The sequence below is a fragment of the Candidatus Methylopumilus universalis genome (genome assembly GCF_006365315.1).
In the GTDB taxonomy this organism is placed as follows: domain Bacteria; phylum Pseudomonadota; class Gammaproteobacteria; order Burkholderiales; family Methylophilaceae; genus Methylopumilus; species Methylopumilus universalis.
Genome location: NZ_CP040968.1, coordinates 1,090,546 through 1,114,146, shown reverse-complemented (window position 1 = coordinate 1,114,146; position 23,601 = coordinate 1,090,546). Strand labels below are relative to the sequence as shown.

Below are 23,601 nucleotides of genomic sequence, written 5' to 3'. Positions count from 1 at the left end.
ACGCATGATTGAATCTGATCGTTTTGTAGCAAGTACCGTGAATGAGCCTGTTGAGGAATCAATTGAGCGCGCACTTCGCCCTAAAGAACTTCAAGAATATGTTGGCCAAGAAAAAGTCAGAAGCCAATTAGAGATTTTTATTTCGGCGGCTAAAAATAGAAACGAAGCACTTGATCATGTATTACTTTTTGGACCTCCCGGTTTAGGTAAAACGACTTTAGCTCATATCATTGCAAAAGAGATGGGTGTGAATCTTCGCCAAACATCAGGTCCTGTTTTAGAAAAAGCAGGCGACCTCGCAGCCCTTCTTACCAATTTAGAACCCAATGACGTTTTATTTATTGATGAGATTCATCGCTTATCCCCTGTCATCGAAGAAATCTTATATCCCGCGATGGAAGATTACCGACTTGATATTATGATTGGTGAGGGTCCATCGGCTAGATCGGTGCGACTTGATTTGCCACCTTTTACATTAGTGGGTGCGACCACACGAGCAGGCATGCTCACCAATCCGCTCCGTGATCGTTTTGGTATTGTCTCTCGATTAGAATTTTATAGCGAAACGGAATTAGCAAAAATTGTTGATCGCTCATCCAGTCTTTTAGAAGCTGATATTGATCCTTCAGGCTCATTAGAAATTGCAAAACGTTCACGAGGCACACCTCGTATTGCAAACCGTTTATTAAGACGTGTGCGTGATTTCGCACAAGTCAAATCCAATGGGAAAATTACAGCGTCAATTGCAGATGATGCACTCAAGATGTTGGATGTGGATTTATTAGGGTTAGACGTCATGGATCGAAAACTCCTCCAAGCTATTCTAGAAAAATTTAATGGTGGTCCTGTGGGTATTGATAATTTAGCCGCAGCGATTGGTGAAGAGCGGGAAACCATTGAAGATGTATTAGAACCCTATCTTATTCAACAAGGTTACCTCATGCGAACCCCGCGCGGACGTGTCGTGACAAATGCGACGTATCTTCACTTTGGTATGAAACCACCTTCACAAGAACCCACTGATACCTTATGGCAGGAATAAAAACTTTTTCGTTGCCTGTGCGTATTTATTTCGAAGACACCGATAGTGGGGGGGTCGTTTATCACTCTAACTATTTAAAATTTATGGAGCGCGCTAGAACGGAATGGTTGAGAAGTGTTGGCATTGACCAACACCATTTAAAACATCATGACCATATTATGTTTGTGGTGCATCGCATCGATATTCAATACAAACTTCCTGCGCGTTTTAATGATGATTTGATCGTTAAGAGTGAGCTTAAAGATATAGGGTCTAGCAAAATTGAATTTAGACAAATGATTTATCGTGAAAATGAAATGTTAATTGATGCAAGTGTCGATATTGCTTGTATTGATAGTGAAAAATTTAAACCCGTCAGAATCCCATCCACCGTTAAAGAAATTATGGAGTCTTTATGAATGTAGTGAATGATTTATCTTTTTTAAGTTTGATTACAGGGGCAACCATTCCTGTTCAGCTCGTCATGTTAATTTTATTAGCAGCTTCTGGATTTTCTTGGTGGTATATCTTTATTAAAGTCTCTGTATTAAAGAGCGCAGAACTCGCAGTGGATGAATTTGAAAATACATTCTGGACAAGTGGGGATCTTAATAAACTTCATGACAGCATTCATAGTGGCCGTATTAAGAATCAAGGCCTAGCAACAATTTTTGAAGCAGGCTATAAAGAATTTAATCGTCATAAGACATCAAAAAGTGATATGAGTGACGTGATTGAAGGAGTGCGACGTGCTATGCGCGCCACTTACAATCGTGAACTTGATTTTTTAGACGCCCATTTACCTTTTCTAGCATCGGTAGGATCGGTAAGTCCTTACATTGGTTTATTTGGAACGGTATGGGGCATCATGAATGCCTTCAGAGGACTCGCCAATGTGGCGCAAGCAACGCTCACTCAAGTAGCCCCTGGTATTGCAGAGGCATTAATCGCAACAGCGATTGGTTTATTTGCAGCGATTCCTGCAGTCATTGCCTATAACCGTTTTGCAACTTCAGTGGATCGTTTATCGGTGAGATATGAAAGTTTCATGGAAGAGTTTGTCAACATCCTACAAAGAAAAGGATAAGTGATGCGTAAACGTCGCTTAATGAATCAGATCAATGTGGTGCCCTACATTGATGTAACTTTAGTTTTACTTGTTATTTTTATGGTAACAGCCCCCATGACGAATCCAGGTGTCGTGGAGCTTCCTGAAGTAGGTGAAACATTAAAACAAACAGGAGCACCCATCGTGATTACCATAAAACTTAATAGCACCATTGAGATTGAGGGCGAGAGTTATACGCGCGATCGATTATTAAGCCACGTGCAGTCTTTAATTAAAACAACGCCTGATCGAGCACTTGTGATTGCCGCTGACAAGAATGTGAAATACGATGAAGTCATAAGTATCATGGATCTCTTAAAACAAAATAATGTATCTAAAGTGGGCTTACTTCTTAAGCCACAAAAATAAATTTAGACGTGATTAGACCTCAAGAAAAAATCATAGCAAGAAGAGCTGCGGTCTATGCAGCAAGTGTCCATATTATTTTAGTCGCGATCATGATTGTCAGTTTTGAATGGAGAGTAAAGCTACCCCAAGTAGCTGAAGTGGAATTATGGGATTCAATCCCTGTACCAAGTGTTAAGGCAGTTGACACGCCCCCTGTTGAAAAAAAGATTGAGCCAGAACCGCCAAAGCCTGTGGCTAAACCATCTAGGGTAGAAGAAATTATTAAATCACTGACAAGCGATAAGGCCGAAATTAGCTTGAAACAAAAAAAAGAAGAAGAGGATCGTAAAAAATTAGAAGATCAAAAAAAGAAAGATGATTTGAAAAAAATTCAGGAAGAGCTTTTAAAGCAAGATCAATTGGCTAAACTTCAACAAGAATTATTACAAGATAAATCAAAGCCTTCATTAAATCGTCATGAAGACGTGAAACAATCAAATGCTAATCCTACCCAAGGGGGTGCTAAATTAGGTGAAATGGATAAATATAAACTATTGATTCAAAGAAAAATTCAACAGAATGTGAATAAGCAGTTATGTGGTTCAAACCCTGTGGAGCTTCAGTTTGAAATTGGATTAATGCCTACAGGAGAATTGATTGGTAACCCTAAAATGTTAAAATCAAGTGGTATTCCGGTATGTGATGAATCGGTCGAGCGTGCTATTTTTCAATCACAACCATTACCGGTACCCACAGATACCGATTTATTTTCGAAATTTAAAAATTTAAAACTTAACTTCAGACCCAATGAAAAAATATAATTTACTTATGTTAAAAACATTCAAAACATTTATTGCTCTAATTTTGTTTGTCTTCATATCTTCTAGTGCATTTGCGATTGAAACGATTGAGATTTCTGGAGGTGGAACTAAGCAAATTAATATTGCAGTTATGCCTTATAAAGAAATAGTGAGTGATAAAGCCAATAGTCGCATGCATCAAATCATCGCAGCAGATCTTTATCGCTCGGGATTTTTTAGATCTTTAAATGTAGATGGTTTGATCAACAAACCCTCAGCTCTAAGCGAAATAAATTATTCGGAAATGAGTGCCATTGAAGCACAAGTGATGACCCTAGGCCAGGTAGAGATCACCAATAACCGTATGAAGGTGAATTGGTTTTTAGTTGATACCAATAAAAAAACGATTTTAACCACTATGGAATATTCAGGTCCAGTAGCACAATACCGTGCCATCGCCCATAAAATTTCTGACACCATTTATGAAAAGTTAACTGGCATCCCGGGAGTCTTTAGTACCAAAATTTCGTACATCACAAAAAATAAAGGCCGCTACTCTTTAAATGTGGCTGATGCAGATGGATTTAATGTGCAGTCGGTAGTGGGTTCTCCTCAGCCTATTATCTCTGCGAGATGGTCGCCAGATGCCACAAAAATTGCTTACGTATCTTTTGAAAAGAAAAAACCTATTATCTATATTCAGTCTTTAGTGACAGGACAAAGAACGGTCTTAGCTAATTTTAAAGGTAATAATAGCTCCCCCTCATGGTCACCTGATGGTAGACGTTTGGCCATTGTTCTAACCTATAACGCAAACTCACAAATTTATCTCATTGATGCTGATGGATCTAATTTAAAACCACTTATCCAAAGCACGCACATTGATACTGAGCCAGTTTGGTCGCATGACGGACGTTTGATTTATTTCACATCCGATCGCGGCGGTCGCCCACAAATTTATAAAGTCTCATCAAATGGAGGTGAGGCACAGCGTGTGTCGTTTGAGGGTAACCAAAATTTAAATCCTAACGTCTCCCCCGATGCCAAAATGCTTTCTTATGTGACGCAAGATGAAGGTCGATTTAGAGTGGTTTTACACGATCTACAAACAGGACAAATTACGAAAATTACCGATGGTCCTTTTGATGAAGCGCCTAAGTTTTCACCGAATGGGCATGTGATACTATATGCACATAAGATAAACGGATCGGGCGAACTTTCTACCGTATCGATTGATGGTGTGGTTCGTCAATCATTTAATATTAATGCTGATGATATTAGAGAGCCCGCATGGGCGCCTTTTGTAAAATAAATTAACTTAACTGGAGATTTGGAAAATGAAAAAGTCACTATTTCTTGCATCATTACTATCATTATTTTTGATAGGCTGTAGCTCAACACCGATTGTTGATGTATCAAAGCCTGCTGGCCCTTCTGCATCTGACGATGAAAAAGATCTCGATTTAGCAAGCTTGCGTGATCCAAATAACATCTTATCTAAACGTAGCATCTACTTTGACTATGATAAAGATGCGGTGAAAGCTGAATATAAAGACCTCTTAGCAGCGCATGCTAAATATGTGGCGTCACATCCAAAAGCCAAAATGACGTTAACTGGTAATACGGATGATCGTGGCTCACGTGAATACAACGTTTCACTTGGCCAAAAACGCTCTGTGTCGGTTAAGAAATCTATGAATGTATTAGGCGCGCAAGATGCACAAATCGAAACAGTAAGTTTCGGCGAAGAGCGTGCGGATACAAATTGTAAAGATGACGCATGCTATGGAAAAGATCGTCGCGTCGATATCTCTTACGAAAAAGAGTAAATAGCTAAGCTTTAATGAAAAAACTTATTCTTTTAGCATGTTTATTTGTCGCACCTTTACATGCTGCACTCTTTGAAGATACGGACGCTAGAAAAAAACTTCAAGAGATGCAATTAAAAGAAACTGAGTTGGAAACGCGTATTGTCAATCTTGAGGCTGTCATTAAAAGTGGCAGCCTCAACGACATGTTGAATCAAATCGAATTATTGAAACAAGATGTTTCTAAATTACGTGGTGATATGGAAACGTTACGTCATTTAAATGCTACGGTTGAACAACGTCAGAAAGATCTTTATCAAGATTTGGATGGCAGACTTCGAAGAATTGAAGAAAAGTCAGCCGGAAGTAACGCTCCCCCGTCTAATAAAGTTCCAGAAATACCCGCAACTCCTGAGGTCAAAGCGCCTTCGGATCAAGAGGTTTACGATCAAGCAAGCGCACTTTTAGACGGCATGAAAAATAAAGAAGCTTTCCAAGCCTTTACTGATTTTATTAAGCAATTCCCCAACAGTGCATTATTACCGGATGCTAAATATAGTTTAGCTAATGCACAATTTAATTTAAAAAATTATAAAGCAACGATTGGTACTTATCAAAAATTACTCGATCAGCATCCTGATTTTGCAAAAAATCCAGAAGCTTTATTAGGTTTAGCCAATGCACAAATTCAATTAGCACTTATCCCTGAAGCAAAAAAAAGCTTGAAGGATTTAATTAAAAAATTTCCTAAGAGTGATGTAGTTCAAAATGCACAAAAGCGCTTAAAAGTTTTAGAAAGTATCAAGCCCTAAAATTTTTACATCTTAATTTCTTTAGCCTTAAATTCTTAACGTGACACAACTTAAAATCTTTGAAATTTTTTATTCACTGCAAGGTGAATCTTCCCGTATGGGATTACCTACAATCTTTATTCGCTTAAGTGGCTGTCCGATGCGATGCCATTATTGCGACACGGCTTACGCTTTTCAAGGTGGATCGATGATGAATATCGAGGACATCATGGCATCCATCAAAAAATATGATACGCGCTATGTCACAGTGACAGGTGGGGAACCACTGGCACAAAAAGAAGTAATCCACCTTCTTAAAACTTTGGCTGATAACAATTACGAGGTGTCGATTGAAAGTGGCGGCGGACTTTCTATTAAAGAAGTGGATCCGCGCATTAAAATTATTTTAGATATCAAAACGCCCGAGTCAGGTGAAGAGAAAAAAAATCACTGGGAAAATTTAGATATGATTAGTTCAAAAGATGAAATTAAGTTTGTACTTTGTAGTCGTGAAGATTATGACTGGGCTAAAAAAATACTTGATCAATATAAACTCACACAAAAATGTAGCGTCTTATTTTCCCCTGTCTATCAAAAATTAGATGTCACTGATTTAGGAGATTGGATTTTGAAAGATCAACTGCATGTGCGCATGCAAATTCAATTACATAAACTCCTTTGGGGAGAAAAACCTGGTGTCTAAAGCCGTAGTTCTTTTATCAGGGGGCCTCGATTCAGCCACCACGTTAGCGATTGCGAAAAAAGAAGGTTATGAATGTTATGCCTTGAGTGTCAATTATCACCAGCGCCATATTGCGGAACTCGCTGCGGCTAAAAAAATTGCTATGCAATTTAAAGTGAAAGATCATAAAACGGTTGAGATGGATTTAAGTTGGATGCTTACTTCTGCACTTACCAATCCTGATTTAAAAATGCCGACTGAATTAACTTCTCATATTCCGATTACCTATGTTCCTGCGCGTAATACTTTAATGCTCACTTTGGCGCTAGGTTGGGCAGAAGTCATCGGTGCGCATGATATTTTTATAGGGGTTAATGCCGTCGACTATTCAGGTTACCCTGATTGCAGGCCCGAATACATTGAGCAATTTCAGAAAATGGCTAATTTAGCGACTAAATCTGCTGTAGAAGGCCAAAATATTCAACTTCACACTCCGTTGATTCATCTATCTAAAGAAGCCATTATTCTTCAGGGTATGAAATTAGGTGTGGATTACGGTTTAACTGTCTCGTGCTATCAGGCTGATCAAGTTGGTCATGCATGTGGCGTCTGTGATTCGTGTCGTTTAAGGCAAAACGGCTTTAAAGCGGCCGGAATTGAAGATCCCACCTCTTACCAATAGACGAAAAGAAGCCTTAAATTCTTGTCTTTAAAGTGATTATGCTTGCCAAATATGCCAAAAATAGCGTAAAATCCGCCCCTTTCTTAAGAAAATTTTTAACTAATTGAAGAGTGTAAATTATGGTAATTATTCGACTTTCTAGAGGCGGTTCAAAAAAGACCCCATTTTACAATGTAGTAGTGGCAGATTCAAGAAATCGCCGCGACGGACGCTTTATTGAGCGTATTGGTTTTTATAACCCAATGGCTAAGATTGGCACCGAAGCACTTCGTATTGATAACGAACGTGTGACACATTGGAAAGGTCATGGCGCACTTCTCTCAGATTCAGTTCACCGTTTAGTTAAACTGCATGCAAAAGGCCCAGAAGCAATCGTGGCTTTAAAGAAAAAAGACGCAGATAAAGTAGAGTTGAGAAAAGCTAAAGAAGCCGCTAAGAAAGCAGAAGAATTAAAAGCAGCGATGGAAGCTAAAGAAGCAGAAGAAAAAGCGAAGGCAGCAGAAGCTGCAGCAGCGCCTGCAGCAGCAGCTCCAGAAGTAACAGCCGAAGCAGCTCCAGTTGAGGCAGCTCCAGAAGCGGCCCCAGTAGAAGCCGCAGCTCCTGAAGCAGCTCCAGCTGAGGCGACTGAACCACCAGCTGAAAGCGCTTAATGTTTTGATTCACTTGTTGATACAAGTGATATGAGTGAGAGAGAAAAATTTATCATGGCACGCATCAGTGGGCCATATGGTGTCAAAGGTTGGATCAAGATCCAGCCCTTCACGGTAGATATCAATCAACTTCTGAACAAAAAAGAGTGGCTTATTGGGGATGAAAAATCATCCATAAGTTATCCGATCGAAACATCCAAAATACACGGCAATAGTATCGTTGCTAAGTTAGTAAATATCGATGATCGAGATGCAGCATTTGGGTTAAGAAATAAAACAATTTTAATACCCAAGCATGAGTTACCCGCCTTAGAAAAGGGCGAATATTACTGGAATGATTTGATGGGACATGCCGTCATCAATCAGAAACAAGAACATTTAGGTGTTGTTCAAACTTTTCTGGAAACAGGAGCGAACGATGTCTTAGTCGTTAGGGGCGACAAAGAGTATTTAATCCCTTTTATTCCGCATGTAATTTTAAATGTGGATATGGAAAAAAAAGAAATTGAAGTCGACTGGGATAAAGATTTTTAAATGAAACCTTTATCTTTTGATGTGGTGACACTTTTTCCTGAGATGTTTCAAGCATTAAAGGATTTCGGTATTACCTCTCGCGCATTTCATGAAGCGTTTGTAGATTTAACATTATGGAATCCAAGAGATTTTACGAGTGACACACATCGTACGGTAGATGATAGGCCTTATGGCGGCGGTCCTGGCATGCTGATGATGATTGAGCCTTTAAAGAAGGCGATTGATGCGGCAAAAAAAGCGCAAATGAATAAAGGTATTCACGATGTGCGAGTGATTCATTTATCCCCAAGAGGATTGCCACTCACACATCAAAAAGTAATGGAATTATCAAAAACTTCAGGACTCATTTTTTTGGCAAGTCGTTATGAAGGGGTTGATGAGCGGTTGATTGAAAGTAGTGTCGATGAAGAAATTTCAATTGGCGACTACGTATTAAGTGGCGGGGAATTACCCACCATGGTGGTGATGGATGCCATTATTAGGCAACTACCAGGGGTGTTAGGTGATGATAACTCAGCCATTGAGGATTCGTTTGTGAATGGCTTACTTGATTGCCCTCACTATACGAGGCCTGAGGTGTTCGAAGGATCCAAGGTGCCGGATGTATTATTGTCGGGTAACCATGCTAGAATTAGCGCCTGGCGATTTCAGCAATCGTTAGCGTTAACCAAGGTCAGACGACCTGATTTGTTGGCCGCAAGGCTGTTGACTAAAGAAGAGACTCGGCTGCTTCAAGAAATTGATAAGCAGGAACAAGACTCTATATAACTAAAAGGAACGGATTATGGTAGATATTATTCAATTATTAGAGCAAGAAGAAATTGCTCGTCTAGGTAAAACCATCCCTAGCTTTGCACCAGGCGATACAGTCGTAGTGGGTGTAAATGTAGTCGAAGGTACAAGAAAACGTGTACAGCTTTACGAAGGTGTTGTGATTTCAAAAAGAAATCGTGGCCTTAATTCAGCATTCACTGTGAGAAAGATTTCATCAGGTGAAGGTGTTGAACGTACATTCCAAACTTATTCTCCACTCATCGCATCGATCGAATTAAAACGTCGCGGTGATGTACGTCGTGCAAAACTTTATTACTTGCGTGAGCGTTCAGGTAAATCTGCGCGTATCCGTGAAAAATTAGATGCACGCGAAAAAGAAATTATTCAAGATATTCCAAAAACAGAAACACCGAAGGCGGCAGCGCCTGAGGCGGCTCCCGATAAGGCAGCTGAGTAATTTAAAAAGCCCCGTTAAAGCGGGGCTTTTTTATTTGTGTTAATCTTTTTCTATGGCGAAGAAAATACGAGATCCCATTGTTATTTCTGATGAAGAAAAAAAAGTCATCGATCAATTTATTGATCACCTATGGCTTGAAGATGGTTTAGCCAAAAATACTTTGGAGAGTTATCGTTTTGATTTAATGCAGTTCTCCGAATTTCTAAATAAGAGTATTAAGAAAATATTATTAGAGGCTCATCAAAGTGATATTCAAGCTTATCTCGCTAATAAATTTAGTCATGTCAAAGCAAGAAGTATTTCAAGGCTGATCGCAACACTGAGACGTTTCTATCGATATCACTTACGCGAACGTCATATCAATGAAGATCCTACCCTTCATGTGGAAGCCCCAAAGTTACCGAAATCACTTCCTAAAAGTTTAAATGAAACTGAGGTCGAATCTCTTTTAAAAGCCCCTCAAATTGAAACACCCTTAGGTCTTCGAGATCGCGCGATGTTAGAACTTCTTTATGCCTGTGGTTTGCGTGTGACTGAACTTATTAGTCTAAGAGTGACTGAAGTGAGTTTAAGTGATGGTGTGATTCGCGTCACAGGTAAAGGCAGCAAAACAAGATTAGTCCCTATGGGAGAAGTGGCTGTCGAATGGATTGATCGTTATTTAAAAGAAGCAAGACCCCATATTCTTAATCAGCATGTGTCGGACGATTTGTTTGTCACACAACGTGGAGAATTGATGACGCGACAATCATTTTGGCATTTAATTAAACGCTATGCATTGATCGCAGGCATTCAAAAAACATTGTCACCACATGTCTTACGACATGCATTTGCCACACATCTACTTAATCACGGCGCAGATTTAAGAGTCGTTCAAATGTTATTGGGGCATGCAGATATTTCAACGACACAAATTTATACACATGTGGCACGCGAGCGTTTAAAAAAACTTCACGAAACACATCACCCGAGAGGTTAAGGGCGACTTCCTTTTTCAAAGATGACACCGACAGCTTTCACTTGCGGCAAAATCTGAGGTTTTGAAATTTTAAGCTTCATCCAGGGAGACTTAAATTCTTTTTCTAATGTTTCAATAATGAGATGAGCTAAAGGCTCTAAGAGTTTAAATGTGTGACTTGATGTGATGGATTTAATGCGCTCAGCAACGATGCCGTAATCAATTGTATCTCCAATTAAATCAGAAGTCGTTGAGGCTAATTGTGGCAAAGCCATTTCAAGATCAATCACCAATATTTGAGGCATTGCGAGTTCCCAATCCGAGACACCAATAATGGTTTCAACTTTCATCTCTTCTATAAAAATAAGTGGGGCCGTCATGAGCGCTCCAAAAAATTGTAAAATAGAGGTTTCATTATAAAGTGATTTTCAAATGATGAACGTGATTTACATTCTTTTTAGTTATCTCATTGGCGCTATTTCATTTGGCATCGTGATGAGTCATTTATTTTCTTTGCCTGATCCTCGCACGATAGGCTCAAAAAATCCAGGCGCCACGAATGTGTTACGAACAGGAAAAAAATTAGCCGCTTTATTAACGCTTCTAGGTGATGCTCTTAAAGGTTCTTTGACGGTCGGCTTAGCGCAATATTTTGAATTGTCTCCATTGATGGTGGCACTTGTTGCAATTGCCACACTCATAGGACATATTTTTCCTATTTATTATGACTTCAAAGGGGGTAAGGGAGTTGCAACGGCTGCAGGTATTCTCTTTATGTTTTCTTGGGTAATGGGATTGACTGTATTGGCTATATGGTTCGCTGTGTTTAGCATCTGGCGTTATTCATCTTTGGCGGCCATCATTGCAGGAAGCCTGTCTCCTGTGATGGGATTTTTTTATGCAATTGATTTTTATCAATTGATTGCATCGTCCATCATTGCACTGATTTTAATTCTTCGTCACATTGATAATATTAAACGCTTAATCAATGGCACCGAATCAAGTTTTAGAGATAAGAAATAATTTTTTAAGCGAGTTGCCATCTGGGTTTAACTATAAAACTAAGATCACGTTTTAAGGAAGTTTCTAATCGCATCGCACCTGCAAATGCAATCATGGCGCCATTGTCTGTGCAGAATTCTAAGCGCGGAAAAAAAACTTCATAATTTTTTTTAGATAATTCAGTTTTTAATTTTTCACGTAATTGCTTATTCGCACCCACGCCACCTGAGACGACGAGATGTTTCAAGTGTGTTTGATCGAGCCCTGCGAGACATTTTTTGCTTAAGACGTCAGTGATCGCTTCCTGGAATGCAAAAGCAATATCAGCTTTGATTTCATCTGTTAAATTTTCTTGTGCGCGGATTAAATGCAACACTGCCGTTTTTAATCCACTAAAACTAAAATTTAAATCTTTGCTATGCATGAGCGGTCTCGGTAAATCAAAACGAGACTTTCCTTTTTCAGCTAAAAGTGACAAAGCCAATCCGCCTGGGTAACCTAAGTCTAATAATTGTGCTGTTTTATCAAAAGCCTCTCCTGCGGCATCATCTAAAGTGTCACCAATAATTTCATATTGATCGATTTTTTTCACATGGATAATTTGCGTATGACCCCCAGAAACTAAAAGGGCTAAAAAAGGAAAAGTGGGCGGATCTTTTTCCAATAAGGGCGCTAATAAATGTCCCTCTAAATGATGAATCGGAATCGTAGGGATTTGAAGTGCAAAGGCTAGGGCTTCAGCGAGCGAACTTCCAACCAATAAAGCTCCAGATAAGCCAGGGCCTTGTGTATAAGCAATGGCATCCACATCTTCTTTTTTAACCCCTGTCTTTTTAAAAAGACTTTCAAGCAAGGGCAAAATAAGCCTAATATGGTCACGGGAAGCTAACTCAGGGACTACGCCGCCATAAGCTTCATGAAGGTCGACCTGAGAATGAAGGATATGACCTAAAAGACCTTTTTCATTGTCAAAAAGGGCGAGTCCAGTCTCATCACAGGAGGTTTCAATACCAAGTACCAGCATGGGTTTAAGGCTCAAAAAAGATTGATAAATGAGTAGATTAGCATTAAAATAACGGACTTTTCCGAAATTCCATTTTGGGAAAACACACAAAAACGCATTATTTAAAATAAGAGAGTTTAATGTCAACAGTACGTGTAAAAGAAAACGAGCCATTCGACGTAGCACTTCGTCGTTTCAAGCGCTTAATTGAGAAGACCGGTCTTATCAACGACTTACGTGCGCGTGAGTTCTATGAGAAGCCAACTTGGGAACGTAAACGTAAAGCTGCTGCGGCAGTGAAGCGTCAGTACCGTCGTCTTCGCAATCAAATGCTCCCCCCAAAATTATTCTAATTTTTTAAGATGTCCTTAAAAGTAAAAATTACTGAGGACATGAAGGATGCTATGCGCGCTAAAGACGTCGTTCGTCTTGGCACAATTAGACTTCTTCAATCAGCTATTAAACAGCGTGAAGTCGATGAGCGTATTGAATTGACGGATCAAGATGTTATGGCTGTCATTGAAAAAATGTTAAAGCAACGTCGTGATTCCATTGAAGCCTACGAGTCTGCAAAAAGACAAGATTTAGCTGATGCTGAAAAAGCTGAGGTGGTAATCTTACAAAGCTATCTTCCGCAAGCGCTAAGTGACGAAGAAGTGAGTGCCATTTTAGATGCTGCGATTAAGGCCGCAAACGCCACAAGCATTAAAGAGATGGGTCAAGTAATGGCGATCGTCAAACCTCAAGTGGTGGGTCGAGCAGATATGGGTAAATTATCCGCCCTCATCAAACAAAAGCTTGGTTGATAGTCTCCCAAAAAACTCAATATAAAAATTTAAAAAAATGATGAAGGGGCTTAAGGCTCCTTTTTATTTTTAAGCTATGATTAAACGCATATGATTCCAGAGTCGTTCATCCAAGAACTTTTAAATCGTGTCGATGTGATCGATGTGATTGATAAAAGTGTACCTTTAAAAAAAGCCGGTAGTAACTATGTGGCTTGCTGTCCTTTTCACCAAGAGAAGTCGCCTTCATTTACGGTAAGCCCTTCAAAACAGTTTTACCATTGCTTTGGCTGTGGCGCACATGGCTCAGCTTTAAGTTTCTTAATCGAATATCAAGGCATGAGCTTCGTGGATGCGGTAGAAGATCTTGCTAAGTCAGTTGGTTTAACTGTGCCCCAAGATTCACAAAGAATTTCACCCGAAGTTAAAGAAAAAAATTTAGCGCTTGGTGAAGCTCTAGAGCTCGCGTCTCAGTATTATCAAAGTGCGTTAAAAAAATCAGAACGTGCGATTGAGTATTTGAAAAAACGTGGACTTACAGGGCAAATCGCAAAAACATTTCAATTAGGATATGCCCCCGAAGGTTGGCAAAATTTAGAAAGCGTTTTTAAAAAATACGATGATGAAGCGCTTAATATTGCGGGTCTCGTCTTAAAGAACGATCAAGGTAAACGCTATGATCGTTTCCGTGATCGCATCATGTTTCCTATTCATAATATGAAAGGCGAAATTATTGGATTCGGTGGGCGAGTGATCAATCCCGAGGATACGCCTAAATATTACAACTCACCTGAAACACCACTCTTCCAAAAGAGCCAAGAGCTCTACGGCCTTTTTGCAGCGCGTCGATCGATTCGCGAAAAAGGTTGTGTCCTCGTAGTAGAAGGTTATATGGATGTCGTAGGTCTCGCACAATTTGGTGTAACGCATGCGGTTGCAACATTGGGTACCGCCACATCTGCATTCCATATTAAAAAGTTAATGCGTCAAACTGATACGATTATTTTTTGTTTTGATGGTGATAATGCAGGACAAGCCGCAGCTTGGCGCGCCATGATGAATGCACTTCCGAGCCTGAATGATAAAGTTGTTTTGAAATTTTTATTTTTACCTGAAGAACATGATCCTGATAGCTTTATTCGATTGCATAGCAAAGAAGCTTTTGAATCGATGATGCAAGAAGCGATGCCTTTGTCGCAATACTTAATCCAGCAATTAACTGAAAAAAATCATTTAGCGACTCAAGAAGATAAAGTGAAATTTTTAAATGAAGCAGAGCCTATCTTAAAAGAGATCACAGCACCTAAATTAAGCTTACTTTTACGTAAACGTTTTGCGGAATTACTTCATTTGAATGATAAAGAAATAGATCAATTGCTTCATGTGGCACAGCCTCAATTTCAAGCCAATAAATCCTATGCTAAAACAAAGGGAAAGCTTCCAGCATCAGTCAAACGTCAATTTATTTTGCTTCTCATCTTAAAGCCCCAGCTGGCCATGAGCGAAGATTTAGCGTTGGCTCAAACAGAATCTTTTGAAGATGATTTACTTAAAAAAGTCTTAGAAATTGCCTTAAATCAACCTGAATCGAAACCTTCTTCAATCCTTCATGGTCTTAAATCACAAGTAGATAATGTGGTGATGGACTTAGTCAATGAGGAGCTTACACACTTTGATGATCAGATCCATTTTGAGTCTGAAATTGAGGGGGCGAGAAAAACTCTCCTTGAGCAGGGAAAAGCGTCTAAAACGAAGGCTCATTTTAGCGCTTTGAAAGACAAACCTTTAAGTAGCTTAACAAATGAAGAAAAAGAACACCTTAAAACGCTTACCCAAAGACCCAAAACACCCCCTAAAACTTAAGCCTTTCATTGACCAAAAAGGCCCTTTTTGGTACACTTGAAGGTTACGCGTTTATTTATATTTTGTTGATTTATAAGGCAAAATAAGCCCTAACAAGAAGAGGTAGAGCATGGCCAGACCAAAAAAAGACCCGTCGCAAAAAAAGAACCCCAAAATGAAAGATTTCTATGGAAATGCGAATGACGCAAATCCTCAGGCTATCGAAGAGCGACGTGCCCGTCTTAAAACCTTAATCGTCCTTGGTAAAGAGCGAGGCTATGTAACTTTCGCTGAAATCAACGATCACTTACCTGACGAAATTCAAGAGTCAGAACAAATTGAAGGCATTGTGAGCATGATCAACGATATGGGGATCATGGTGTATGAACAAGCGCCTGATGCAGAAGCGCTCCTCATGGCAGATGTGCCACCTCCTGTGACAGATGAAGAAGCGGCTGAAGAGGCTGAGCAAGCCCTTGCTACTGTGGATTCTGAATTTGGAAGAACAACCGATCCTGTGCGCATGTACATGCGTGAAATGGGAACTGTCGATCTATTAACGCGTGAGGGCGAAATTGAAATTGCAAAGCGCATTGAAGACGGTTTAAAACACATGGTGCAAGCAATTGCAGCCTGTCCTACAACTATCACTGAACTTCTTGCGATGGTTGATAAAGTTGAATCCAATGAATTAAGTGTCGATGAAGTGGTAGATGGTTTAATCGATGTAGAAGTCGAAGCGCCGATCGTGGCTGCTGAAGCCGAAGAGGAAGTCGAAGAAGATATTGATGCAGAAGAAGATGATGATGCAGATGGCGCCAAAGCCGCTGCGATTTCAGCTGAAGCACTTGCCAAATTACGTGAAGAAGTTTTAACGCGTTTTGCTGCGATTAGGAAAACTAATCAGAAGATGAATGATATTCGTCTTAAAAAAGATATTGACGATCCTGCGTATAAAAAACTTCATGAATCTGTTTTAAAAGAACTCATGGAATTTAGATTTTCAGCCAAACAAGTAGAAGCTCTTTGTGACTCCGTTAGAAATCGCGTGAATCAAATTCGTATACACGAAAGAAAATTGATGGACTTCTGTGTCGAAAAATCAGGCATGCCTCGCACACATTTTATTAAGAGCTTTCCCGGTAATGAAACGAATCTCAATTGGCTTGTCGATGAATTAAAATTAGATAAAGCTTATAACGCAAAATTAGAACGCTTTAAGCATTCCATCGTAGACCAGCAAGATCAATTGATTGCGATTGAAAAAGAAGCAGGTTTATCGATTAAAGATTTAAAAGAAATCAATAAGCAAATGACGACAGGTGAAGCAAGAGCTCGTCGTGCAAAACGCGAAATGATTGAAGCTAACTTACGTCTTGTGATTTCGATTGCAAAAAAATACACCAACCGTGGCCTTCAATTCTTAGACCTCATTCAAGAAGGTAATATTGGTTTGATGAAAGCCGTCGATAAATTTGAATATCGTCGTGGCTATAAATTTTCAACATATGCGACTTGGTGGATTCGACAAGCGATTACGCGTTCTATCGCCGACCAAGCAAGAACAATTCGTATTCCAGTGCATATGATTGAAACGATTAATAAGATGAATCGTATCTCACGACAAATTTTACAATCCACAGGTGCTGAACCTGACCCATCAGTACTCGCTGAAAAAATGGAAATGCCTGAAGATAAGATTCGTAAGATTTTAAAAATTTCTAAAGAGCCTATTTCGATGGAAACACCGATTGGTGATGATGAAGATTCTCATCTTGGTGACTTTATTGAAGATGCAGCAACATTAACCCCGATTGATGCAGCTGTATACGGATCACTGCGTGATGTGACAGCAGAAATTTTAGAGTCTCTGACACCACGCGAAGCTAAGGTCTTACGTATGCGTTTTGGTATTGAAATGAATACAGATCATACGTTAGAAGAAGTGGGTAAACAGTTTGATGTCACGCGTGAGCGTATTCGACAGATTGAAGCGAAGGCTTTGAGAAAATTGAGACATCCAACACGCTCAGAAAGATTACGTAGCTTTTTAGAAAACGGAAAAGAATAAATTAATCTATCAGAGGGCCTATAGCTCAGTTGGTTAGAGCAGAGGACTCATAATCCTTTGGTCCCTGGTTCGAGTCCAGGTGGGCCCACCAAATTAGAATTAAAAAGTAAGTAAAAAGAAAGGTAACAATATGACAAAAGAAGTGGTATTAAAATATTTACAAAAACACGGACAAAAAATTGATCACGAGATCGTAAAAGATACAGGGATTGATTTAAAAGAATTAAGAAAAACTATTTCAGAATTACAAAGCAAGAATTTAATTCAGACATGTACCATTATTCAACATGGCGCCAAAGGTAAACTTGTTGAAGGTATTCAGTGTCGTATCGCAGGCTACACACCGCCAGCAGCGCCAGGTAGAAAAGCACCTGCTGCACCACCTCAGTAATTTGAATTAAATCTGACGCTCGACTTCGTCGATAATTGTGGAAGGTTTAATTTTTAAAGCGGTAGCTAACTTAAATATCGTATAGAGACTTGGGTCTTTATGGCCCATTTCTAACTCGCTGATATAAGCTCGAGAAAGACTAGATTCAATTGACAAGGCTTCTTGCGTGAGTTTTTTGCTAAGCCTTTTTTTTCGAAGAATGATACCGAAGGTACTGTCTATTTTGGAAAGTCTGTTCACTTTGTCACTATGCATTATTTTAAAAAATAATTCTGTCATTCTTAGATGACATAGTTTGAAGTGGAAGTTGCAAAGCCTTTATAAATGCAACTTATAGGTGGAATTGGGGGGGGCGAGAAATTAGATGTACTACTTAATTTGCTAAATATGAATACACATAAATTATTTTCAGCTGAACTTAACAAAGCATTGAGACTTAAATACAAATCTAAAAGTATTTCTGCGTTTTATTTTGCGACTCAGTTTAATAAACAATGTAAAAAAACCTCACTTCATATTTCCCAAGAGTCTGCAAGAAAATGGCTTAAAGGATTGTCATTTCCAAACCAAGAAAGAATCATGGTTCTGATTTTATGGTTGAAGCTTGATAGCCGTCTTTTTTACATTGAAGATCTTCAGGCATCAGATGCAGATGATAGGAGTCAATCTATCATAGCCGATCAGGCAAAAGTTTTAAAAGAGACACTCATTAAAATGACCACAAAGCTTTTGGAGCTTATTAAGACGATTCGTTAATTAAAGGTTAATATATTTATATGAAGATTTTCATTTTAATTGGTATTGCTCTCGTATTTTATTTGCTTAGAGCAAATGTGATGGCAGCACCTATTTTAAAGATTGGTGATGACGCACCAACTTTTACACTTCCAGATAGCCAAGGCAATCAAGTCAGTTTGTTTGACTTCAAGGGCAAATGGGTTGTTCTATATTTTTATCCGAAGGATGATACGCCTGGATGTACTAAGGAAGCTTGTCAGTTTAGAGATGATTTTAAAACGCTAGAGGCTTTAGGCGCTAAAGTCATTGGTGTAAGTATTGATGATAGCTTTTCTCATAAGAAATTTGCTGAAAAATATAATTTACCTTTTCCTCTTTTGTCAGATACCTCAGGGGATGTTGCCAATAGCTACGGCGCATTAAACAACTTCTTAGTGATTAAGCTTGCTAAAAGATATACGTATCTAATTAGCCCACAAGGCAAGATTGCAAAAATTTATCTGAGCGTAGATACCTCAAAACATAGCCAAGAAATTATTGAGGATTTAAAAGTACTTAAATAAAAAAAATTAAACCAAGAGTAATTGATCAATTTTTTCCGCTAATTCAAAATCTTTATCTGTAATGCCTGACGCGCTGTGGGTATGAGTTCTGATGATCAGTTCATTATGTTTAAATACGAGTTCTGGATGATGATTTAATTGGTTCGCAATTTTTGCAATTTCATTCGCTATGCGAATTGACTCATCAAAATTCTGCGTTAAGAATTTTCTTTCAATTGAAGGAAAAATATAAGACCAGGACGTACATTTAAGCGTTAATTTATCTTCTATTTCTTTTGCGTTGTAAGCCATAGATTACCTTATTTGGTGGTATTTGAGTTCTGCAAGATCAATAATTTCTAAAGCTTTTTCATGTGTGGCCTCTAAAACGACAGGAGGTGCGATACCTTCTTCTAGAGCCTCAAGCCATCGGTTGGCACATAAACACCAACGATCTCCCTTTTTAAGTCCCATAAATTCATATTCAGGCCTTGGGGTCATTAAGTCATTACCTTTTAATTGAGAGAACTGGAGGAATTCTTGGGTAACTTCTGCGCATACCGTGTGCTGGCCGATATCTTCGGGGCCTGTCTCACAACATCCATTTCTGGTGAATCCTGTGATAGGGTTTAGGTTGCACACTTCTAATTTTGTGCCGAGAACATTTTTAATTGTCATTTTTTAAGACACCACTATGAACGATATTTAAATCTTAGAGTCACATAGACTATGAAACATACGATAAGTTTATTTTTATTGCTCATTGCGACACAAGCAGAAGCAATCCCCACTTTTGAAAAATTATTAGAGCTTAATAATTCAATTGTAGTTGTTAATGTTGATTTTCCCGATGGCTCCTCAGGTACTGGAACAGGTGTTGTTGTAAGTAAGGAATATGTTGCAACTGACTGCCATGTGATAGCGAATACATTGGGCGCCAATATTTCTAAATACGATAATGCATATAAGCCAATAGCATTTAAGGCTGATTGGAAACATGATTTATGTTTATTAAAGTTTGAAGAATTACCATTTACGCCAGTCCCTCTTCGCGATAGCCAAACACTCCAATATGAAGAAGATGTATTTAGTGTGAGCTATCCAAACGGGAGTAATGTGCCACAGCCATCTTATGGCTCCGTTAAGGCGATGCATCGCTTAGATAGTAGTGTCATTATTAGGTCAGATGCGGCCTTTGCTCTTGGTTCAAGCGGGGGTGGCCTATTTGATGAAAAATATAATTTAATCGGGATTACGACATTTAAAAGCCCAGGGCCTCAAGGATTCTTTTACAGTTTGCCGGTAGAGTGGATTAAAAAGCTTATGAAGGAGCCTGATGCTAAATCACTTAAAACTTTAGATATTCCTTTTTGGGCTATGCCATTCGATCAAAAGCCTTATTTTATGAAAGTGGTGATTCCTTACCAAAATAAAGAGTGGGATGCGCTAAAGTCCATTTCAGATTTGTGGATTAAAGAAGAGCCGAATTCATCTGATGCTTGGTATTTTTTGGGGCTAGCTGGCCAAGGAAAAAAAGATCTTAAAGCTGCTAAAGAAGCATTTTCCAAGGCTGAAAGAATAAATCCAAGACATGTGGATGCCATGATGGGGTTAGCAGACATTGCTGAATCTGAAAAGGATTTAGTAGCGCTACAAAACATTCAAAAAAAGGTCAATCAATTAAATACAAGTCTCGCAGAAGTTATTTTGAATAAATTAGATAAGTTAAAGTAAGATTTCGTATCTATAAACTTTAATAAAATATTTCATTATGTTAAAACAAGCTCTATTACTTTCTGAAAAAGGGTTCCTCCCAGACTCACTCATCCGCTTTGGAATCAGACAGCTTCTAAAGAAACGCCTTGATGAAATCAGCAATCAAGATGCAGAAAAATCACAAGATTTAAAAAGTGTGTTTTTGAAAAGCATGGATGAATCCCCTATCGCTTTAGTTCCCCATCTTGCAAACAAACAACACTATGAAGTGCCGTCTTCTTTTTTTGATTTTTGTTTAGGTAAACATAAAAAATATAGTAGTTGCTATTGGGATAGCCAAACGAATCATTTAGATGATGCAGAATTTAATGCGCTGAATATCAGTGCCAAACATGCCGATTTAAAAAATGGACAAACTATTTTAGAGCTTGGATGTGGCTGGGGATCTTTAACGCTTTTTATGGCTCAGAAGTATCCGAAAAGTCGAATATTTGCGGTATCTAATTCAAACAGTCAAAGGGTTTTTATTGAGACTGAGGCGAAAAAAAGAAAGCTTAATAATATCCATGTCATCACATGTGATATGAATCGATTCCAACCTAAAAATTTTAAGATTCCAAAAGCTTTTGATCGGATTGTCTCAATTGAAATGTTCGAGCATATGCGAAATCATAGAAAGCTTTATCGAATGCTTCATGATTGGTTAAAGCCCGGTGGAAAATTCTTTATGCATATTTTTGTCCATCAACATACACCTTATGCATTTGAAGTTAAAGATAAAGATGACTGGATGAGCAAATTTTTCTTTTCAGGCGGAATGATGCCAAGTGATGATCTGCCGTTACATTTTCAAGAGCATTTAAAACTGAATCAAAAATGGTGCTGGGATGGAACCCATTATGAAAAGACAGCCAATGCATGGTTAGATAATATGGATAAGAAGAAATCAGACATTTATCCTATTCTTAGAAAAACATATGGCAATCAACATGCGACGCAATGGTTTAATCGGTGGCGTATTTTTTATATGGCCTGCGCTGAATTATTTGGATATCGTGATGGCCAGGAGTGGTGGGTTACGCATTATCAATTTGAGAGACCAAAGAAATAAATGAAATTAATTAATTTTGTACTTTTTCAGCTGGGCTGGTTTATCTCGGTATGGGGAGCTGCCAATCAAAAGCTACCTTTATCTATGATGGTCGTAGCTTTGATTTTATTGGCTCATATTATGCAAGCCTCGCGAAAAAAAGAGGCCACTATGCTGCTATTTATCATCATGCTATTGGGCTCGATATTCGATCAGTTACTATTAATTACAAATTTAGTAACCTATCAGAATCAATTCTTTGATACTCTCGTACCTGTTTGGATTGTCGCTATGTGGGGATTATTTGCAACCACACTCAATCTCTCCTTGAGCTGGCTTAAATCTAATAGGGTACTAGCTGTTTTATTTGGATTTATCGGCGGCCCTGTAGCTTACTTTGCGGCAGAGCAGTTAAATGCGGTTCAACTTACAAATCATTTTTCAATATATGCGCTAGCACTTGGCTGGGCGATCTTAACCCCAGTTTGTTTGCTTATTGCAGGAAAGTGGAATGGATTTCGCACATGATCTATTTAAATGCATTAATTATTAATGTCTTATTTGCATACCTTGGCTGGCTTATAAGCCTTAAAAAAAATAATGTGACTCATGTTGATATCATGTGGGGTTTATTTTTTGTCCTTAATGCGATTTATTTTTACACAGCATTTACACCGTCATTAAGATCTGCTCTGGTTCTTTTGTTAGTTTTTCTGTGGGGGGCTCGCCTTTCGATTTATCTTACGATAAGAAATTGGGGAAAATCAGAAGATGCGCGTTACTTAAAAATTCGAAAAAATAACGAACCCAATTTTAGAAATAAAAGTGCCTATATTATTTTTGGACTCCAATCTATTCTTTCATGGATTGTGGGATCGATTCTTTTTATTGCAATAGAAAATGACCATCCTTTAATTTGGTTCGATATATTAGGGTTTTCAATAGCATTATTTGGGATTGTTTATGAGTCAGTCGCCGATTATCAATTAATGCTATTTAAGAGCAACATAAAAAATCACGGAAAGCTCCTGCAATCGGGGTTATGGAAATTTAGTCGGCATCCAAACTATTTTGGTGAGCTTCTAGTATGGTGGGGCTTTTTTATGACAACCCTTGCCACAGGGATTCATTTTAATTTGATAGCGCCACTTCTTATGACCTTTTTGATATTAAGATTTTCAGGTGTGACACTTCTTGAAGCTAATCTCGTTAAAAAATTTGATGGGTATCAAACTTACAAGAAAAAAGTAAATACTTTAATTCCTCGATTCTGGAAGGCATAATATGCGATATCAATATTCCCTACTGGCAGCATTTTTTTTATTATTGAATGGATGTATGACTCAAGCCCCGATCAAAACAGTTCCTGAAGTAAACTTAAAGTCATTTATGGGGCCATGGTTTGTTATTGCACACATTCCAACCTTTATTGAAAAAAATGCATTTAATGCCATCGAGTCATACGAATTAAACGAAGACGGTACGATCGGCACAACCTTCACTTTTAATGAGGGATCTTTGTCAGGACCTGTTAAAACATATCATCCTAAAGGTTTTGTGATGAAAGGGTCTGGCAATGCCTTATGGGGCATGCAATTTATATGGCCTATCAAAGCACAATATAAAATTGTTTATTTAGATCAAAATTACCAAAATACGATTATTGCTAGAGACGATCGGGATTACGTGTGGATCATGTCTCGCCAAAAAAAGATAGATCAAGATACACTAAAAAACCTAGTCAAAAAAATTGAAGATGATGGTTACGATATTAAGAAATTACGTTGGATTGAGCATTCAAATTAATA

33 protein-coding genes and 1 tRNA gene are annotated in these 23,601 nt (G+C 38.5%); 29 read left to right on the top strand and 5 right to left on the bottom strand.

The features are described 5' to 3' along the window. Window positions 1–4 precede the first annotated feature (4 nt). The 15 genes from ruvB to xerD all read left to right on the top strand — a co-directional run bounded on the left by ruvB (window position 5) and on the right by xerD (window position 10,634). Window positions 5–1,042 carry a Holliday junction branch migration DNA helicase RuvB gene (ruvB, locus tag FIT79_RS05875; protein ID WP_139875940.1) on the top strand — a complete coding sequence of 346 codons (1,038 nt, stop codon included), beginning with the start codon at window positions 5–7 and terminating at the stop codon, window positions 1,040–1,042. Next, complete coding sequence (gene ybgC / locus FIT79_RS05870) at window positions 1,030–1,440, top strand: tol-pal system-associated acyl-CoA thioesterase (protein WP_139875939.1); 411 nt, start codon at window positions 1,030–1,032, stop codon at window positions 1,438–1,440. The genes ruvB and ybgC overlap by 13 nt, the downstream gene beginning before the upstream one ends. After that, window positions 1,437–2,108: a protein TolQ gene (gene tolQ / locus FIT79_RS05865; protein WP_028818002.1), complete on the top strand. Its 672-nt coding sequence runs from the start codon at window positions 1,437–1,439 to the stop codon at window positions 2,106–2,108. The genes ybgC and tolQ overlap by 4 nt, the downstream gene beginning before the upstream one ends. Before the next feature lie 3 nt (window positions 2,109–2,111). Next, entirely contained in the window at window positions 2,112–2,498 is a 387-nt protein-coding gene (locus tag FIT79_RS05860; protein WP_223259631.1) for a biopolymer transporter ExbD, read from the top strand. A gap of 8 nt (window positions 2,499–2,506) precedes the next feature. Continuing rightward, entirely contained in the window at window positions 2,507–3,298 is a 792-nt protein-coding gene (locus FIT79_RS05855; protein WP_223259630.1) for a TonB C-terminal domain-containing protein, read from the top strand. Then, window positions 3,285–4,589 (top strand): Tol-Pal system beta propeller repeat protein TolB, encoded by a 1,305-nt coding sequence (gene tolB, locus FIT79_RS05850; protein ID WP_189644853.1) that lies wholly within the window; start codon window positions 3,285–3,287, stop codon window positions 4,587–4,589. Before FIT79_RS05855 ends, tolB begins: the two co-directional genes overlap by 14 nt. Window positions 4,590–4,614: 25 nt before the next feature. Then, complete coding sequence (locus tag FIT79_RS05845; protein WP_139875938.1) at window positions 4,615–5,106, top strand: OmpA family protein; 492 nt, start codon at window positions 4,615–4,617, stop codon at window positions 5,104–5,106. Between the two features lie 14 nt (window positions 5,107–5,120). Further along, window positions 5,121–5,897, top strand: a complete 777-nt coding sequence (gene ybgF / locus FIT79_RS05840) for a tol-pal system protein YbgF (protein ID WP_139875937.1) — start codon at window positions 5,121–5,123, stop codon at window positions 5,895–5,897. A gap of 97 nt (window positions 5,898–5,994) precedes the next feature. Further along, window positions 5,995–6,579 carry a 7-carboxy-7-deazaguanine synthase QueE gene (gene queE / locus FIT79_RS05835; RefSeq protein ID WP_338140505.1) on the top strand — a complete coding sequence of 195 codons (585 nt, stop codon included), beginning with the start codon at window positions 5,995–5,997 and terminating at the stop codon, window positions 6,577–6,579. Beyond that, window positions 6,569–7,240: a 7-cyano-7-deazaguanine synthase QueC gene (gene queC, locus FIT79_RS05830; RefSeq protein ID WP_139876101.1), complete on the top strand. Its 672-nt coding sequence runs from the start codon at window positions 6,569–6,571 to the stop codon at window positions 7,238–7,240. The genes queE and queC overlap by 11 nt, the downstream gene beginning before the upstream one ends. Window positions 7,241–7,359: 119 nt before the next feature. Continuing rightward, on the top strand, window positions 7,360–7,890 hold the full coding sequence (gene rpsP, locus FIT79_RS05825) for a 30S ribosomal protein S16 (protein WP_139875935.1): 531 nt from the start codon (window positions 7,360–7,362) through the stop codon (window positions 7,888–7,890). A gap of 54 nt (window positions 7,891–7,944) precedes the next feature. After that, window positions 7,945–8,424, top strand: coding sequence for a ribosome maturation factor RimM (rimM, locus tag FIT79_RS05820; protein ID WP_189644852.1), 480 nt, complete (start codon window positions 7,945–7,947; stop codon window positions 8,422–8,424). After that, window positions 8,425–9,192: a tRNA (guanosine(37)-N1)-methyltransferase TrmD gene (gene trmD, locus FIT79_RS05815; protein ID WP_139875933.1), complete on the top strand. Its 768-nt coding sequence runs from the start codon at window positions 8,425–8,427 to the stop codon at window positions 9,190–9,192. Window positions 9,193–9,208: 16 nt separating this feature from the next. After that, entirely contained in the window at window positions 9,209–9,655 is a 447-nt protein-coding gene (gene rplS / locus FIT79_RS05810) for a 50S ribosomal protein L19 (RefSeq protein WP_223259629.1), read from the top strand. Between the two features lie 52 nt (window positions 9,656–9,707). After that, window positions 9,708–10,634 (top strand): site-specific tyrosine recombinase XerD, encoded by a 927-nt coding sequence (gene xerD / locus FIT79_RS05805; RefSeq protein WP_139875932.1) that lies wholly within the window; start codon window positions 9,708–9,710, stop codon window positions 10,632–10,634. Here xerD and FIT79_RS05800 read toward each other — a convergent pair. After that, window positions 10,631–10,993, bottom strand: coding sequence for a dihydroneopterin aldolase (locus FIT79_RS05800; protein WP_139875931.1), 363 nt, complete (start codon window positions 10,991–10,993; stop codon window positions 10,631–10,633). The two genes, xerD and FIT79_RS05800, sit on opposite strands and share 4 nt — an antisense overlap. Window positions 10,994–11,045: 52 nt before the next feature. On the opposite strand from FIT79_RS05800, the gene plsY reads away from it, so the two are divergent. Then, window positions 11,046–11,636, top strand: a complete 591-nt coding sequence (gene plsY / locus FIT79_RS05795) for a glycerol-3-phosphate 1-O-acyltransferase PlsY (RefSeq protein ID WP_139875930.1) — start codon at window positions 11,046–11,048, stop codon at window positions 11,634–11,636. Window positions 11,637–11,640: 4 nt separating this feature from the next. On the opposite strand, the gene tsaD is transcribed toward plsY, so the two are convergent. Continuing rightward, the gene (gene tsaD, locus FIT79_RS05790; RefSeq protein WP_139875929.1) at window positions 11,641–12,639 is read right to left on the bottom strand and encodes a tRNA (adenosine(37)-N6)-threonylcarbamoyltransferase complex transferase subunit TsaD; all 999 of its coding nucleotides are present in this window, start codon (window positions 12,637–12,639) and stop codon (window positions 11,641–11,643) included. Window positions 12,640–12,758: 119 nt separating this feature from the next. Here tsaD and rpsU point away from each other — a divergent pair, with 119 nt between their 5' ends. The 6 genes from rpsU (at window position 12,759) to FIT79_RS05760 (ending at window position 17,707) form a co-directional block, all read left to right on the top strand. Then, entirely contained in the window at window positions 12,759–12,971 is a 213-nt protein-coding gene (gene rpsU / locus FIT79_RS05785; protein ID WP_028818016.1) for a 30S ribosomal protein S21, read from the top strand. Window positions 12,972–12,980: 9 nt separating this feature from the next. Next, window positions 12,981–13,424 (top strand): GatB/YqeY domain-containing protein, encoded by a 444-nt coding sequence (locus tag FIT79_RS05780; RefSeq protein WP_139875928.1) that lies wholly within the window; start codon window positions 12,981–12,983, stop codon window positions 13,422–13,424. Window positions 13,425–13,514: 90 nt separating this feature from the next. Next, the gene (gene dnaG, locus FIT79_RS05775) at window positions 13,515–15,266 is read left to right on the top strand and encodes a DNA primase (protein WP_139875927.1); all 1,752 of its coding nucleotides are present in this window, start codon (window positions 13,515–13,517) and stop codon (window positions 15,264–15,266) included. 154 nt (window positions 15,267–15,420) lie between these two features. Then, complete coding sequence (gene rpoD / locus FIT79_RS05770; protein WP_223259628.1) at window positions 15,421–17,316, top strand: RNA polymerase sigma factor RpoD; 1,896 nt, start codon at window positions 15,421–15,423, stop codon at window positions 17,314–17,316. A gap of 14 nt (window positions 17,317–17,330) precedes the next feature. Further along, window positions 17,331–17,407, top strand: a tRNA-Ile gene (locus tag FIT79_RS05765). A gap of 39 nt (window positions 17,408–17,446) precedes the next feature. Next, window positions 17,447–17,707, top strand: a complete 261-nt coding sequence (locus FIT79_RS05760) for a transcription initiation factor IIE subunit alpha family protein (RefSeq protein ID WP_028818020.1) — start codon at window positions 17,447–17,449, stop codon at window positions 17,705–17,707. 6 nt (window positions 17,708–17,713) lie between these two features. Here the strand turns inward: FIT79_RS05760 and FIT79_RS05755 are convergent, their stop codons facing one another. Next, window positions 17,714–17,962 (bottom strand): helix-turn-helix domain-containing protein, encoded by a 249-nt coding sequence (locus FIT79_RS05755; RefSeq protein ID WP_139875925.1) that lies wholly within the window; start codon window positions 17,960–17,962, stop codon window positions 17,714–17,716. Window positions 17,963–18,031: 69 nt separating this feature from the next. Here FIT79_RS05755 and FIT79_RS05750 point away from each other — a divergent pair, with 69 nt between their 5' ends. Further along, window positions 18,032–18,463, top strand: coding sequence for a hypothetical protein (locus FIT79_RS05750; RefSeq protein WP_139875924.1), 432 nt, complete (start codon window positions 18,032–18,034; stop codon window positions 18,461–18,463). Between the two features lie 20 nt (window positions 18,464–18,483). Next, a complete protein-coding gene (locus FIT79_RS05745; protein ID WP_139875923.1) occupies window positions 18,484–19,008 on the top strand; it encodes a peroxiredoxin in 525 nt (174 codons plus the stop codon). A gap of 6 nt (window positions 19,009–19,014) precedes the next feature. On the opposite strand, the gene FIT79_RS05740 is transcribed toward FIT79_RS05745, so the two are convergent. Together FIT79_RS05740 and FIT79_RS05735 are read right to left on the bottom strand one after the other, a co-directional pair. Then, the gene (locus FIT79_RS05740) at window positions 19,015–19,299 is read right to left on the bottom strand and encodes a 4a-hydroxytetrahydrobiopterin dehydratase (RefSeq protein ID WP_139875922.1); all 285 of its coding nucleotides are present in this window, start codon (window positions 19,297–19,299) and stop codon (window positions 19,015–19,017) included. Window positions 19,300–19,302: 3 nt separating this feature from the next. After that, window positions 19,303–19,665: a DUF2237 family protein gene (locus FIT79_RS05735; RefSeq protein WP_139875921.1), complete on the bottom strand. Its 363-nt coding sequence runs from the start codon at window positions 19,663–19,665 to the stop codon at window positions 19,303–19,305. 51 nt (window positions 19,666–19,716) lie between these two features. On the opposite strand from FIT79_RS05735, the gene FIT79_RS05730 reads away from it, so the two are divergent. From FIT79_RS05730 to FIT79_RS05710, 5 genes are read left to right on the top strand one after another with little or no spacing between them, the layout of a single operon-like run. Continuing rightward, complete coding sequence (locus FIT79_RS05730) at window positions 19,717–20,721, top strand: S1 family peptidase (RefSeq protein WP_139875920.1); 1,005 nt, start codon at window positions 19,717–19,719, stop codon at window positions 20,719–20,721. Between the two features lie 37 nt (window positions 20,722–20,758). Further along, the gene (locus tag FIT79_RS05725) at window positions 20,759–21,814 is read left to right on the top strand and encodes an SAM-dependent methyltransferase (RefSeq protein ID WP_139875919.1); all 1,056 of its coding nucleotides are present in this window, start codon (window positions 20,759–20,761) and stop codon (window positions 21,812–21,814) included. Beyond that, window positions 21,815–22,321, top strand: a complete 507-nt coding sequence (locus FIT79_RS05720) for a DUF2878 domain-containing protein (protein WP_139875918.1) — start codon at window positions 21,815–21,817, stop codon at window positions 22,319–22,321. It begins immediately after the preceding gene. After that, entirely contained in the window at window positions 22,318–23,076 is a 759-nt protein-coding gene (locus FIT79_RS05715) for a DUF1295 domain-containing protein (protein ID WP_139875917.1), read from the top strand. Before FIT79_RS05720 ends, FIT79_RS05715 begins: the two co-directional genes overlap by 4 nt. A 55-nt stretch (window positions 23,077–23,131) precedes the next feature. Further along, window positions 23,132–23,599, top strand: coding sequence for a lipocalin family protein (locus FIT79_RS05710; RefSeq protein WP_223254718.1), 468 nt, complete (start codon window positions 23,132–23,134; stop codon window positions 23,597–23,599). Window positions 23,600–23,601: the final 2 nt, after the last annotated feature.

Coding starts and splice junctions, on each gene's coding strand:
- ruvB (WP_139875940.1), top strand. CDS start 5: ATGATTGAATCTGATCGTTTTGTAGCAAGTACCGTGAATGAGCCTGTT.
- ybgC (WP_139875939.1), top strand. CDS start 1,030: ATGGCAGGAATAAAAACTTTTTCGTTGCCTGTGCGTATTTATTTCGAA.
- tolQ (WP_028818002.1), top strand. CDS start 1,437: ATGAATGTAGTGAATGATTTATCTTTTTTAAGTTTGATTACAGGGGCA.
- FIT79_RS05860 (WP_223259631.1), top strand. CDS start 2,112: ATGCGTAAACGTCGCTTAATGAATCAGATCAATGTGGTGCCCTACATT.
- tolB (WP_189644853.1), top strand. CDS start 3,285: ATGAAAAAATATAATTTACTTATGTTAAAAACATTCAAAACATTTATT.
- FIT79_RS05845 (WP_139875938.1), top strand. CDS start 4,615: ATGAAAAAGTCACTATTTCTTGCATCATTACTATCATTATTTTTGATA.
- ybgF (WP_139875937.1), top strand. CDS start 5,121: ATGAAAAAACTTATTCTTTTAGCATGTTTATTTGTCGCACCTTTACAT.
- queE (WP_338140505.1), top strand. CDS start 5,995: ATGGGATTACCTACAATCTTTATTCGCTTAAGTGGCTGTCCGATGCGA.
- rpsP (WP_139875935.1), top strand. CDS start 7,360: ATGGTAATTATTCGACTTTCTAGAGGCGGTTCAAAAAAGACCCCATTT.
- rimM (WP_189644852.1), top strand. CDS start 7,945: ATGGCACGCATCAGTGGGCCATATGGTGTCAAAGGTTGGATCAAGATC.
- trmD (WP_139875933.1), top strand. CDS start 8,425: ATGAAACCTTTATCTTTTGATGTGGTGACACTTTTTCCTGAGATGTTT.
- rplS (WP_223259629.1), top strand. CDS start 9,209: ATGGTAGATATTATTCAATTATTAGAGCAAGAAGAAATTGCTCGTCTA.
- xerD (WP_139875932.1), top strand. CDS start 9,708: ATGGCGAAGAAAATACGAGATCCCATTGTTATTTCTGATGAAGAAAAA.
- FIT79_RS05800 (WP_139875931.1), bottom strand. CDS start 10,993: ATGACGGCCCCACTTATTTTTATAGAAGAGATGAAAGTTGAAACCATT.
- plsY (WP_139875930.1), top strand. CDS start 11,046: ATGATGAACGTGATTTACATTCTTTTTAGTTATCTCATTGGCGCTATT.
- tsaD (WP_139875929.1), bottom strand. CDS start 12,639: ATGCTGGTACTTGGTATTGAAACCTCCTGTGATGAGACTGGACTCGCC.
- rpsU (WP_028818016.1), top strand. CDS start 12,759: ATGTCAACAGTACGTGTAAAAGAAAACGAGCCATTCGACGTAGCACTT.
- FIT79_RS05780 (WP_139875928.1), top strand. CDS start 12,981: ATGTCCTTAAAAGTAAAAATTACTGAGGACATGAAGGATGCTATGCGC.
- dnaG (WP_139875927.1), top strand. CDS start 13,515: ATGATTCCAGAGTCGTTCATCCAAGAACTTTTAAATCGTGTCGATGTG.
- rpoD (WP_223259628.1), top strand. CDS start 15,421: ATGAAAGATTTCTATGGAAATGCGAATGACGCAAATCCTCAGGCTATC.
- FIT79_RS05760 (WP_028818020.1), top strand. CDS start 17,447: ATGACAAAAGAAGTGGTATTAAAATATTTACAAAAACACGGACAAAAA.
- FIT79_RS05755 (WP_139875925.1), bottom strand. CDS start 17,962: ATGCATAGTGACAAAGTGAACAGACTTTCCAAAATAGACAGTACCTTC.
- FIT79_RS05750 (WP_139875924.1), top strand. CDS start 18,032: ATGCAACTTATAGGTGGAATTGGGGGGGGCGAGAAATTAGATGTACTA.
- FIT79_RS05745 (WP_139875923.1), top strand. CDS start 18,484: ATGAAGATTTTCATTTTAATTGGTATTGCTCTCGTATTTTATTTGCTT.
- FIT79_RS05740 (WP_139875922.1), bottom strand. CDS start 19,299: ATGGCTTACAACGCAAAAGAAATAGAAGATAAATTAACGCTTAAATGT.
- FIT79_RS05735 (WP_139875921.1), bottom strand. CDS start 19,665: ATGACAATTAAAAATGTTCTCGGCACAAAATTAGAAGTGTGCAACCTA.
- FIT79_RS05730 (WP_139875920.1), top strand. CDS start 19,717: ATGAAACATACGATAAGTTTATTTTTATTGCTCATTGCGACACAAGCA.
- FIT79_RS05725 (WP_139875919.1), top strand. CDS start 20,759: ATGTTAAAACAAGCTCTATTACTTTCTGAAAAAGGGTTCCTCCCAGAC.
- FIT79_RS05720 (WP_139875918.1), top strand. CDS start 21,815: ATGAAATTAATTAATTTTGTACTTTTTCAGCTGGGCTGGTTTATCTCG.
- FIT79_RS05715 (WP_139875917.1), top strand. CDS start 22,318: ATGATCTATTTAAATGCATTAATTATTAATGTCTTATTTGCATACCTT.
- FIT79_RS05710 (WP_223254718.1), top strand. CDS start 23,132: ATGACTCAAGCCCCGATCAAAACAGTTCCTGAAGTAAACTTAAAGTCA.